Genomic DNA, 12,002 nt, shown 5'->3' with positions numbered 1-12,002 from the left:
CCGTCACAGCGGCGGTGCCCGGGCGACCGACGCCCACCAAAAACGACCCAAACCGCGGTCAGCCGGCTGTCGGCACAGCCGGGAGAACCGGAGGGATCCGGTCCGACGAACGCGTCAGGGCCATCCCGCCCGCTCTCCGGCCTGAGGGCGCAGCGGTCCCGGCCGCCGAGCGGGCGAAAACCACGCCGCGTACCCCTCGTGTACCCGTCCGGCCGGACAGCCTCGGTGGCGCCCCTCAGCCACGCGTAAAGATACCATCACGCACTGTTCAGCCGGATAGGCCCGATCGGGACGTCGCGGAAGCGGCCCCGCCGGAGCCGCCGCGTACCCGGACCCGCGCCCGGACAGTCATCCTCGTGTACTCGTCGACCGAATGATCGTCACAGGCCGGCCCGGGCCGGCCGGTCGCCTCATGCCGTCCAGACGCGCGGTGTGGGCACGGCCATCGGCTGCCGCGTGGCAACCGCGCCGCTGCCGACCATGCTCCTCGGCCTCGGAGGCACACGCCGCGGTTCGATGATGCCCCCCGTCGGCAGAATCTCCCCCGTGTCATCAAAAAGAATCACACCATTACACAACAAGCTCCAGCCCTGGTCGCAGTGCCGGTTTGTCACCCGCGCGGCGTCCCGGCCGGGACTGTTGGCGGATGGGCACGGCGGCTGGTGAGGACAGCCCCCCCTGCCGGTTTGACGGACCTCGGTGGGTACTTGCGGACTCGCCGACGTCGTTGTCGATGGATCTCCAGAAACCGGTGTTCCTCGCACAGTCACAGAAGATTACGCCTCCGCGTAACGGACGTCACATCGACCCGCGCTCTCAGGCTGTCGGTAGTAGGACGACAGGGGCAGCGGCATACGACACGGCCGCCGCGGCCCGGCGTATCGCGCCTTGTGTCTCCGTTCGCTCGCCTTGCGTTTCGATTTGCGACGGCCGGTGCCCTGTGTCAGCGGTCCGGAATCACCTGGTGACAGATAGCGGATATGACAACGCTTACTGGATATCGACAGGATGCCGACAGGACACGCGCTGGGCGCTGACCGGATGCCGACAGATAGCCGGAAAATCCCTTCGGTACGTTTCCCTGGGACCCTTTACGGAGGTATGCCCGGCCACTTCGCCGGCGACCCGCGCATGACGTGATCAGGAGGCCCCGGTGGATCGGGACCCACGCCGGCCGCACCCGCCCGTCGGATGGCGGCCCGCGGGCGCCTCCCGGCCGCCGTCGTCGTCCCGATCACAATCGTCCTCGTACCGGCTGTCGTCCTGCGGGCACTGGCCATGATCGCCTATCGGCCGGCCCTGGAGTTCTCCGGGGACTCCATGGCCTACCTGCGGCTCGCCCGGCCCCTGGTGCCCGACCCGGTCCGGCCGGCGGGCTATCCGCTGCTGCTGCGCGCACTGTCCGTGACACACCGGCTGTGGGTGGTACCAGCCGTCCAGCACCTCATGGGCGTCCTGCTCGGCATCCTCCTCTACGCGCTGCTGGTGCACCGGGGCGTGACCGCCCGGGTGGCGGCGCTGGCGGCGGCACCGGTGCTGCTGGACGCCTACCAGGTGAACATCGAGCACTTCGTCATGGCGGAGACGCTGTTCGAGGCGCTGCTCGTCGTGGCCGTCGCGGCCCTGCTGTGGGCACCGAGACCGTCTGTGACAGCCTGCGTGCTCGCCGGGGGCTGCCTGGCCCTGGCGTCGCTGGTCCGCACGGTGGGGGTCGTCCTGGGGGTGCTGGCGCTGGCCTGGGTGCTGCTGCGGCGGCTCGGCTGGTCACGTTCGGTCGTCTTCGGTGGCGCGTTGGCCGCGCCGCTGGTGGGGTACGCCGTCTGGTTCCACTCCGCGCACGGCGCCTACGCGCTGACCGGGGGCGACACGTACTGGCTGTACGGCCGGGTGGCGCCCATCGCCGACTGCGCGCGGCTGGACCTCAGCCCGGACGCCCGTCTGTTCTGCTCGCCGCATCCGCCGGCGCAGCGGCCCGGGCCGAACTACTACGTGTGGAACCACAACAGCCCCCGGTTCACCGTCGATCTCCCCGAGGCGCGCAAGAAGGCCGCGCTGGCCGAGTTCGCCCGCCAGGTCATCCGGCGCCAGCCGGCGGACTACGCACGGATGGTGACCGGCGAGGTGGCCCATTTCCTCACCCCCGGCCGGTGGGTGGGGGCACGCGACTGGTACGTCGGCAGCTGGCAGTTCCCCGACGAGACGACGCCGGCGTACTGGAACATCAGCGCACCGCTGATCACCTTCGACGGTACCCGGGCCGACCGGCGGGTCGGCCCCGAGCCGGCCGCGCTCCTGCGCGCCTACCAGCGCTACGGTTTCACCCCGGGGCCGGCGCTGGCCGTCATGGTGGCGCTCGGCGCCGCCGGCTTCCTGCCCGCGGGCCGGCGCGCCGGTCCCGAGCGGGCCGGCGGCACCAGCCCCGGCGGCACCAGCCTCGGCGGCACCAGCCTCGGCGGCGGCACCGGTGCTGGCAGCGGTGCCACTACCGACAGCAACATCACTACCGACCGTAGTGCCACTGCCGACCGTGGTGTCGGCACCGGCGGTGACGCAGGCACCGGCGGCGGGGCCGGGCGGCTGCGCGCGGACTGCGCGTTGCTGGTGGCGGCGGGGATGGCGCTGCTGGTGGTCCCGTCCGCCACGGTGTGTTTCGACTACCGCTACCTGCTGCCGACGCTGGTGCTGCTCCCGCCGGCCGCGGCGCTGGGCTGGCTGCGGATCTCCCATGCCCAGCCCCGCCGCCGGCCCGGGCTGCCCCGGCGGCGTCACCGCCGGCGACACCGCGGGCCCGCGCACTCCAGCCGCCGTGCGGGCACCCGGGTACGCGGGGCGGCCAGGGGGCGCGGCCGGTGACCGGGGAGGGCCGTCAGGGCGCCCAGCCGGCCAGGCGGGGCGCCTCCATGCGGGGGCAGGTGTCCATGACGACGGGCAGTCCGGCCCGTTCCGCCCGCCGCGCGGCGGCGTCGTCGCGGACACCGAGCTGCATCCAGATCCCTCCGGCACGGATGGCGACCGCGTCGTCGACCACCGGGCCGACCAGCTCCGAGCGGACGAAGAGGTCCACCACGTCCACCGGGAACGGGATCTCGGTCAGCGAGGCGTAGCCCTGCTCACCCGCGACCACAGGCGCGGACGGGTGGACCGGAACGGCCCGTTTGCCGTGCGCGCGCAGATAGGCCGCGATGGAGTAGGCGACCCGGGAGGTGTTCTGTGACAGCCCCACCACCGCCCAGACCTTCGTGTCGGCCAGCATCCGTCGGATGATCTCGTCGGTTCCGTAGCGCACACCCGGCACCAACCCGTGACACCGGCACGGTCATTCCTTGGCTGCCGAAGGCTGCCGGAGGAATGACCGTGCCGGAGATCCTGCGGGCGGGTGGGGACCAGCAGCCACGCCGGCGCCGGGCCGCGCCCGGCAGGTGCCCGAGCGGCGGCTGGACGTTGAGTGACACCGGACGTTGAGTGACATGAGTAGCCTTGGCGTCATGTCCGTCGCCGCCGGTCCCGTCGCGCCGTCACGGGCTGCCGCGCCGTCACAGGTTCCATCACAGATTGTGGCGGGAGGCGAAGTGGTCCCGCCCTTTTCGCCCGCCCGGCCGGAAACCCCGGCGGCCGGCGGCGGGGACTTCTACGATCACCATGTGAAGAACCGGACACGCGTGCCGGCCCCGTGCTCGTCACGCCCACGGATGAACGGCGTGGCGGTATGAGCGCCCGCCACGAGGTGACAGTCGCGGCATCGGCCGAGCGCGACCTGCAACGGCTGCCCGACCGGACCGCCAGTGAGATCCGCCGGTTCCTGGGCGGCCCGCTGCGCAACGACCCGCGCCGGGCGGGCACGCCCCTGTCGGAGTCGCGTTCGACGATGTGGGAGGCGACCGGCCCGTCCTGGCGGATTCTCTACCAGGTGGACGCGAACACGCTGTCCGTCCGGGTGATGGTGGTCGCGCACCGTCGTCATCCGGCCAGTCGCGCCTCGTAGTGGCCCGGGGACCCGGGCCTCCCGGGCCTCCCGGACCGGCTGCCGGGCCCGGCAGGAGCCACGGGCGCGGAAAACATGATCGCATCGCATTGCCTCCGGCCTGCCGACGGCCGACGCCTGCCAGCGGGCCAGCGGTCGTCGCCCGGGCCATCCACCCCAGAGGCATCACTTAAAGTGAATATTTTGGCTGCCAAAGTAAGATTTTTCGTCTCATGACGCTTTGTCCATAAAAATCTCTTTTAACTATAGTTAGTCCTGAAATAATTCAATTAGATAACTTATTTTGGCGTGAAACCCATCACTTGGCTGGCCCCGGTCGGGCTATAGTTGCCCCGTCGGAAGATCCGGAGGCTGCTGATCAGATGCCGTTACCCGGCAGCCCCCTGGGTGTCACATGGCGAACTCCTGGGGGTTGGATGGGATCAGTCAGTGCCGCAGCAGAGCATCTGCACGCTTCGTACGACCCCGTGTTCGTCCTGCTGTCCTTCCTTCTCGCCGCGTTCGGTTCGTTCGCGGCCCTGGCGTGCGCGGTCCGCTTACGTACGGCCACCGGCACCAGCCGGCTGGCGTGGATGACTCTCACGGCCGTGTCGCTGGGCGGGTGCGCGATCTGGTCGATGCACTTCGTCGGGATGGTCGCCTACCGTATCGAGCTGGGGATCACGTTCAACGAGGTGGTCACCAGCCTGTCGCTGCTCATCGCCGTGGTCGTGGCCGGCGTCGGGCTTACGGTGGTAGCCGCCGATCCCGACAGCCTCCAGCGGCTGCTCGTCGGCGGAACGGTCGCGGGAGCCGGTGTCGCCGCCATGCATTACACCGGCATGTACGCGATGCACACCCAAGGGGCGATCAGCTACGTGACGCCGCTGGTCGGCCTGTCCGTTGTCATCGCCGTCGTGGCCTCGACAGCCGCCTTCTGGATCGCGTTCCACATCGGTGGTGTCGGCCGGCGCGCCGTCGCATCGGTGATCATGGCGGTAGCGGTGTGCGGGATGCACTACACGGGCATGGCAGCCACGCGGGTCACCGCCGACCCCGCCGTGCCACGGCCGCACGGCGTCGATCCTTTCGCCATGGGGACCATCACCACCTTCACCGCGTCCATCGTTCTGATGTTCATCATCTTCGCCGCGACCGGCGGGATCGGCGCCCCCATACCCGATGATCACTACCTCGCCGCCATCCGCTCGGAAAAGCCTGCCCACGCCAGCTTTTCTCGTGCTGGCCGCGGTCCCGCACCGCGTGCCGCGGCGCGCTCACACCAGCCGGTATCCACCGCCGACGCCGGTGCCGTAACCGCGCAGGTGACCCCCTCCTCCGTCCCGCCCTCCTCCATCGCGGACCTCGAGGAACTCGGTCTGCCCAGGCAGAGCCACCGCGTGTCGCGACCTCCGGGACGGTGACACGGCCGCCAGCGGCGATCATCGCGCCGGGAGCCGCCACCCGTCGCGGGGCCAGCCCGTGGATCCACGCACCCCCATATCCCGATCACGGGAGAGCAGGTTCACCCGAAAACCCGTTCGGAGTTTCGATCTGACCTCTGACAAGGAAAGAAAATGAAGATTCTTCTACTCTCGTCCGCGTTCAACGGGCTCACCCAGCGGGCATGGGTCGAGTTACAGCGCGCGGGCCACCGTGTGACGGTCGAGCTCGCGCTCAGCGCGGAAACGATACGCGAGGCCGTCCGGCTGTCCGATCCTCACCTGATCATATGCCCCTTCCTGCGCGAACGGGTACCGGACGACATCTGGATGACCCGACAGACGATCATCATCCACCCGGGGCCGGTCGGTGACCGCGGGCCGTCCTCGCTCGACTGGGCCATTCTGGAAGGGGCGTCGACCTGGGGAGTCACGGCTCTGCAGGCCGTCGCCGAGATGGACGCCGGGCCGATCTGGTCGGCCCGTGAGTTCGCCGTCCCACTCGGCATCAGCAAGTCGGCACTCTACAACGGGCCGGTCACCGACGCGGCCATCGCCGTCATCCACGACGTGGTCGACAAGGCACAGGTCGTCGGATTCGTGCCCACACCGCTCGACAGCATCCCGGCACACCGGTTGCGCGGCAGGCTGCGGCCCTCCACCCGCGCCGACGACCGGCGCATCGACTGGGACACCGACACCACCAGCGACGTCCTGCGCAAGGTGGCGGCATCGGACGGCTCACCAGGCGCCCCCTGCCTGCTGTTCGGCGAGCAGCTACGCGCCTTCGACGCCAGCCCGGCCGTCGCGCTCACCGCCACGCGGGCCCGCGACGGTGAGCGCGAGAACACCCTGCTGTCCCGGCGCGACGGCGCCGTGCTGGTGCCCACCGTTGACGGCGCGGTGTGGATCGGGCACCTCCGCCGCGCCAGCCAGCCCAAACTCCCGGCCAACCTGGTGCTGGCCGACCACGTCCAGCCGCTGCCGGTGGCGACGTCGGAGGCTCCCGGCCCGGAGACCGGCCGGGACGTGCGCTACCACCGTCACGGCCCCGTCGGGTGGATCAGTTTCGACTTCTACAACGGCGCCATGTCCACGGAGCACTGCCGCCGGCTGCTCGCCGCGTTCACCTGGGCGAGCCAGCAGGACACCCGTGTGATCGTGCTGCGCGGCGGTGACACCTTCTTCTCCAACGGCATCCACCTGAACGTGATCGAGGCGGCCGAACGGCCCGCGACCGCCGCCTGGACGAACATCGACGCGATGGACGACCTGTGCCAGGCCATCATCACCTGCACCAGCCAGCTCGTGGTCGCGGGCATCTCGGGCAGCGCCGGCGCCGGCGGCATCATGCTCGCACTCGGCGCAGACCTGGTTGCCGCCCGTACCGGAGTGGTACTCAACCCGCACTACGACAACATGGGACTGTACGGATCCGAATACTGGACGTACACATTGCCACGACGAGTCGGTAAGGATGCCGCGGCGACGCTGACCACCGAGTGCCTTCCCGTCGGTGACGTGGAAGCGGCCGACATGGGCCTGGTGGACCGGCTGCTCCCCCGTGAGCCGTCGGAGTACGACGACGCCCTGCTGGCCCTCGCCAGCGAACTGGCCGGCGCGGGCTGGCAGGAGGCGTTGGACGCCAAGACCTCACGGCTCGCCGCCGACGAGGCCGAGATGCCTCTTGAGGTCTACCGCACCCGTGAGCTGAGCCGGATGGCTGTCAACTTCTTCACCGAGAACCGCCATGCCGATCTGCGCCGGGCATTCGTCTTCAAGGAAAAGCCCACGGCGACCCCCCAGAACATCGCTCTCCACCGGCATTCCTTGGCATGGCGGGACGATCTCCAGGGGTCGTCCGTCACCGGCGGCCCGGCCGCCACGATCGGCGCGCAGTCATCGGGACTCCTGACGCCGGCCCCGACCACCTGACATCGCCGTAGAGGGGCCCGAGGCCCTGGGCCGCCGGCGGCGCGAAAAACATCAGCGCACCGCCGGCGGCCCTTCAGGCGGACAACAGCGGGCGAAAACAGCGGGCGTCTCCGTAAGAGTTCTCATCCGTAAGAGTTATCCTCCACGGAGGCGCCCACCTGGCCCGCCGAACACCTCGGCTTTCCTGCTGACCAACGCCAACGGTCGGGACAGCAGCCGGTCAGGAGACGTTGACGCCGAAGTCGAGGGCGATTCCCCGCAGGCCCGAGGCGTATCCCTGGCCCACCGCGCGGAACTTCCATTCACTGGAATACCGATAGAGCTCACCGAAGATCATCGCGGTTTCCGTGGACGCGTCCTCGGTAAGATCATAACGGGCGATCTCCGTACCGGTGGTCGAGTCGCTCACCCTGATGAAAGCGTTCCGCACCTGGCCGAAGGTCTGCCGGCGAACATCCGCGTCATAGATCGACACCGCGAAGACAACCTTGGACGCCTGCGGCGCGAGCGCGGACAGTTCGACCGTGATCTGCTCGTCGTCCCCGCCACCGCCACCGACAAGGTTGTCGCCCAGGTGCTTCACCGCCCCGTCCGGGCTGACCAGGTTGTTGAAGAACACGAAATACTGGTCGGAGAGAACCTTGCCGCGGTCGTCGACGACGATCGCGCTCGCGTCGAGGTCATAGTCGGCGCCGGAGGTCTGGCGTACCTGCCAGCCGAGACCGACGGTCACCGCACGGAGGTTGGGGGCGACCTTACTGAGGGATACATTGCCGCCCTTGGACAACGACACCGATGCCATGGGTGAAAGCCTAGACTGCGCGGGACACGCCCGTACACACACCCTGCGCGCACTCACCTGTCGCCCCGCGCGTACGGCCCACGGCGGCCGCCCGGGACACCGGCCGCGCCGCGTCGTCACCCCCGGGGCCGTCAGGCCAGGGGCCGTCAGCCAGGGGCCGTCAGTCCCGGCGCTGTCAGCCCGCGCCGGCCGGCCCGGCGGCGGTCGGCTCGGCGGCCGGGCAGGAGCCGACCTCAAGCGAGCCGCTGGACTGCGCGCGCAGCCCGTCGAGGCTGGTGACGGTGACGCTGAACGACAGCGGGCCCGGGACCGCCGACGGCCCGACCGGCCCCGACCACACCGACCACTGCTCGGCGGCCTCACCCAGGCTCAGTGCGCTGGTGGCCGTCCTCCCGTCGGGCAGGTGGGCGACCAGGTCCACCCGGAAGACGCCGGTGGAATCGGTCGCGCGCACCGACACCGTGGACACCGTCGGCCCGGCCGCGGCCGGGCATCCCGTCGTGCGCACAACGGCCGGGGCGACGGTCAGCACGTCGATGGCCGGCGGGCCGGAGACCACCGCGGTCACCCGCAGCGTCCCGCCCTTCCCGTCGCCGCCGACGGTGGCGACGGCGACCGAGGTGTCCAGCACGCCGGCCGGCGCGGCGGACCGGTCGAGCGTGACGGTGACGGCCCTGCGATCACCCGCCGCGACCGTGCCGGTGGCCGGCGCGACGGACAGCCAGGACGGCGTGGCGGCGAACCGGAAGCCGACGGGCTGGCGGCCGGTGCTGCGCAGTTCCACGGCCGCCGAGGAGTTGACCGCCCCCAGGTCGACGACACCCGTCGACAGCACGAGCCCGCCACCCACCGTGACCGCCGTATCCCCGGAAAGAACGCGCGCGGTCCCAGCCGCCGTCACGGCGGGCTGTGGCCGCGGCTGCGTCGCGCCCGGGGACGGGCTGCCCGGCGCGCCCGCGGCCGCCACCGCCCCAACCGCCCCCGGCTGCCCCGGCGCACCCGTGGCGGCGCCGGCGGACGGCTGCGCACCGGCCGCGGATGTCGCCGCCGACGGTTCGCCGCCAGCGGCACCACCCCCCGGCTGGCGTCCCTCGATGGCTGTCACGGCGGTGTCCGGCTGTGCCCTGGCCGACTCCAGGGGGCGGAAACGCAGCCACACGCCCAGCCCGGCCGCGATCGCCAACGCCAGTGCCAGCGCCACAAGGCGCCCCCAGCGAACGGGAAGAATCCGGCCCGACCGCCTCCACGGCGATCGATGCCGGCCCCCATCGGGGCCGTCACGCCCCGCGCTCCACGCCATCGAATCGAGCTTAGGTCGACGAAAGTCACCCGCGCAGCGATTTGAACCGGTCGATCTGTAACAAAGAGCGACAAACACATGACGTTCTCGTCAATGACGATCTCACCCGACAACGCCGACGCCAGGCAATCCTCTGTCGGTGTGGTCGGCCGCTGTTCTTCGTGTCCAGCCGTCGAGCGCGCGCAGACCGTCGATGACGCGTTGGAGCAGAGCACGGTCATGGACCCGGGCGGACCGGCGCTGTCCGCGCCCCGCCGGCCCGCGGGCTCCGGCGGGCGGACCCACCGACGCGGGCGCATCGGTGATGACGGCGGGCAGGCGGGCCAGCCTGGCCGGAGGCGCTGAAGCCCGCTTCCGGGCCGGTGCGGGTACAGCGACGACGGCGCCGGCGCTGTACCCGCACCGGCCCGCGCCGCCGTAGAACGGGTTCCGGCTCACGTCCGGCAACGTCTCGAGCGCCGGTCAGGTAGCGCGGATCCCATCCACGACCACTCACCCGTAAAGACCATGATCCAGGCGAGTTTGTCGTTGTGTACGCTTTTTGGCCATAAAAGCGTACACAACGACAAAATTACGCCGATCTTCTCCGGTGATCGGCGCCCATCGAAGCGGGCCAGCGTTCGCGAGGATACGACTGGCGCTCCCGGAGTCCAGGTCTTCACGGTTGGCGAGAACGGATCGGTGAACCTCGTCGGCCGAGGGCGAGGATGCCGGGCAGGCCGGGCAGGCCGGGCAGGCCGGGCAGGCCGGGGAGAGAGATCCCCCGGGCTACCCGGCCTGCACTGCGTGTGAACGATACTTCCCGGAATCGGCGCGTCCCGCGGTAACCGTCGATGAACGATATGGAGCTGGGCGTGGCTTCTCTGGTCACGGGCATGTCGCCGCGGGACAAGGCTTCCGGTTCCCGGTTCCCGGTCTCCGGCTTCTGGCCCCGGCCCCCGGTCCCGACAGGCGTCGGCATGCCGACGCCTGTCGTTGAGCTGACCGCCGCAAGCCGCGGACGCGTGTCAAATCCGACCGCGACCCCCGCCGGGGAAAGGCGTGATGGATCCAGCGACCGGGATCGCGATGGCCCTCGAGGTGCTGCTTTCTCGTGAAGGTGCCGGCCAGGGGGACGGCTTCGGCCGAACACATGGGAAGTAGGAACATGAGAAACAGAACAAGTGCGCGGCCCGGGCGCCCGAGGCTTCCGGGCGCACGAAAAAATCATGGTCGCGCGCTCTTCGGCGGGTTGGGCCGGGCGCTGCTGGTCGCCGCTGTCCTGGTGCCGGCGACGTGGGCTTTCACCGGAAGCGTGAACGCCGCCAGCCTGCCCGGCATCGCCGGTCGCAGCGGGGATTTCAACGGTGACGGCTACGACGACATCGTGTCCTTCGACAACGCTGTGGGGATAAACGTCGCCATCAGTATTCCGCTGCCACCGCCCTACACCAGCGAGCGGACCTTCGGCCCGGTGGAGCCCTGGAGCGCCTCGCCGCTGACCGGCGACGAGGCGCCCCTGGTCGGCGACGTCGACGGGGACGGCAGGGACGATGTCGTCGCCGTCGCCAACAGGGGCGACGAGGTCGGGGCCGTGCGTGTCGCTCTCAGTGACTGGTCCGCCTTCGTCGATGCTCCGGCCTGGCACGACTCGATCAGCGCCGGAGCGCTGATCACCCCGGAGGACACCTCGGTCGTACCCGCCGCCGGCGACTTCAACGGTGACGGGCTCACCGACATCGCGGTGTTCGTCCTCGGCGGTCCCGCCGCCGGGCAGGTGCGGGCCGCCCTGTCCACCGGCGCGGGCTTCACCGCCCCGGAGACCTGGCACACGGCCTTTGCGGCGGGAACCACGGTGCCCCAGACCGGGGATTTCAACGGTGACGGCAAGGACGACATCGTCGCCTTCACCCGGGGCGCGGCGGCGGACGTCCACGTCGCGTTCAGCGACGGCGCCGGCTTCGGTCCCGCCACGCAGCTGCACGACTACTTCGCTGCCGGTACAGAACTGCCCGCTGTCGGAGACTTCAACGGCGACGGCAAGGACGATCTCGTCACCTTCACCCGGGGAACGGCCGCCGACGTGTGGGTCTCGCTCAGCACCGGGTCGGGTTTCGTCAGCCCGGCGGTGAAATGGCAGGACTACTTCGCCGCCGGCTCCGCATTCCCCGGCGTGGGAGATTTCAACGGTGACGGCCGGGACGATGTCGTCAGCTTCACCGGTGGTTCCGCCCAGGACGTATGGGTCGCTCTCAGCCGCTTCTACTGGACGCCTGGGGGACCCGCCAGCCCCTTCTGGACATCCCGGACGCGGGAACTCGTCAACTATTTTGCTGACGCCCAGAAGTGGCACGACGCATTTCCCGTCCACAACATCGTCCTGGGGGTCACCTCTGGTAGGCACCTACCGTGAACAGGGGCCGCGGACCGTGGCCGGCAGTCATTCAGGCCCCTCGCGGGGAGCACTGGTTCCGGGCTGACGGTTGCGGTCCATGAGGTTCTGGGCCGATAGCTGGGCCGGGTCCGGGCGTTGTGGTGCGCGGCCGGCGTGCCGGTGCTCGGGATCCCTACCTGCCAAGATGG

9 protein-coding genes are annotated in these 12,002 nt (G+C 70.3%); 5 read left to right on the top strand and 4 right to left on the bottom strand.

The genetic code is table 11. The features are described 5' to 3' along the window. Nucleotides 1–410: 410 nt before the first annotated feature. Nucleotides 411–764, bottom strand: a complete 354-nt coding sequence (locus tag AC5LSR_RS17430) for a DUF5999 family protein (RefSeq protein WP_493468687.1) — start codon at nt 762–764, stop codon at nt 411–413. 427 nt (nt 765–1,191) lie between these two features. Between AC5LSR_RS17430 and AC5LSR_RS17425 the strand changes: the two genes are divergently transcribed. Then, nucleotides 1,192–2,853, top strand: a complete 1,662-nt coding sequence (locus tag AC5LSR_RS17425) for a hypothetical protein (protein ID WP_493468684.1) — start codon at nt 1,192–1,194, stop codon at nt 2,851–2,853. A gap of 13 nt (nt 2,854–2,866) precedes the next feature. Here AC5LSR_RS17425 and AC5LSR_RS17420 read toward each other — a convergent pair whose 3' ends face one another. Beyond that, complete coding sequence (locus tag AC5LSR_RS17420; RefSeq protein ID WP_250286149.1) at nt 2,867–3,286, bottom strand: CoA-binding protein; 420 nt, start codon at nt 3,284–3,286, stop codon at nt 2,867–2,869. Between the two features lie 420 nt (nt 3,287–3,706). On the opposite strand from AC5LSR_RS17420, the gene AC5LSR_RS17415 reads away from it, so the two are divergent. The 3 genes from AC5LSR_RS17415 (at nt 3,707) to AC5LSR_RS17405 (ending at nt 7,338) form a co-directional block, all read left to right on the top strand. After that, entirely contained in the window at nt 3,707–3,982 is a 276-nt protein-coding gene (locus tag AC5LSR_RS17415) for a type II toxin-antitoxin system RelE family toxin (RefSeq protein ID WP_250286151.1), read from the top strand. Between the two features lie 416 nt (nt 3,983–4,398). Further along, complete coding sequence (locus AC5LSR_RS17410; protein ID WP_250286152.1) at nt 4,399–5,385, top strand: MHYT domain-containing protein; 987 nt, start codon at nt 4,399–4,401, stop codon at nt 5,383–5,385. A 153-nt stretch (nt 5,386–5,538) separates the two neighbouring features. Then, nucleotides 5,539–7,338 carry a hydrogenase maturation protein gene (locus tag AC5LSR_RS17405; RefSeq protein ID WP_250286155.1) on the top strand — a complete coding sequence of 600 codons (1,800 nt, stop codon included), beginning with the start codon at nt 5,539–5,541 and terminating at the stop codon, nt 7,336–7,338. A gap of 220 nt (nt 7,339–7,558) precedes the next feature. On the opposite strand, the gene AC5LSR_RS17400 is transcribed toward AC5LSR_RS17405, so the two are convergent. Next, nucleotides 7,559–8,140 (bottom strand): TerD family protein, encoded by a 582-nt coding sequence (locus AC5LSR_RS17400; RefSeq protein WP_250286157.1) that lies wholly within the window; start codon nt 8,138–8,140, stop codon nt 7,559–7,561. Between the two features lie 175 nt (nt 8,141–8,315). Continuing rightward, nucleotides 8,316–9,341: a hypothetical protein gene (locus AC5LSR_RS17395; RefSeq protein ID WP_493468683.1), complete on the bottom strand. Its 1,026-nt coding sequence runs from the start codon at nt 9,339–9,341 to the stop codon at nt 8,316–8,318. A gap of 1,246 nt (nt 9,342–10,587) precedes the next feature. Between AC5LSR_RS17395 and AC5LSR_RS17390 the strand changes: the two genes are divergently transcribed. Beyond that, nucleotides 10,588–11,832 (top strand): FG-GAP repeat domain-containing protein, encoded by a 1,245-nt coding sequence (locus AC5LSR_RS17390; protein WP_493468682.1) that lies wholly within the window; start codon nt 10,588–10,590, stop codon nt 11,830–11,832. Nucleotides 11,833–12,002 lie beyond the last annotated feature (170 nt).

The sequence above is a fragment of the Protofrankia sp. CiP1_Cm_nod4 genome, assembly GCF_982290645.1.
The sequence above is the reverse complement of the archived record's forward strand: the minus strand, read 5'-3'. Positions and strand labels throughout refer to the sequence as shown.

Coding starts and splice junctions, on each gene's coding strand:
- AC5LSR_RS17425 (WP_493468684.1), top strand. CDS start 1,192: ATGGCGGCCCGCGGGCGCCTCCCGGCCGCCGTCGTCGTCCCGATCACA.
- AC5LSR_RS17415 (WP_250286151.1), top strand. CDS start 3,707: ATGAGCGCCCGCCACGAGGTGACAGTCGCGGCATCGGCCGAGCGCGAC.
- AC5LSR_RS17410 (WP_250286152.1), top strand. CDS start 4,399: ATGGGATCAGTCAGTGCCGCAGCAGAGCATCTGCACGCTTCGTACGAC.
- AC5LSR_RS17405 (WP_250286155.1), top strand. CDS start 5,539: ATGAAGATTCTTCTACTCTCGTCCGCGTTCAACGGGCTCACCCAGCGG.
- AC5LSR_RS17400 (WP_250286157.1), bottom strand. CDS start 8,140: ATGGCATCGGTGTCGTTGTCCAAGGGCGGCAATGTATCCCTCAGTAAG.
- AC5LSR_RS17390 (WP_493468682.1), top strand. CDS start 10,588: ATGAGAAACAGAACAAGTGCGCGGCCCGGGCGCCCGAGGCTTCCGGGC.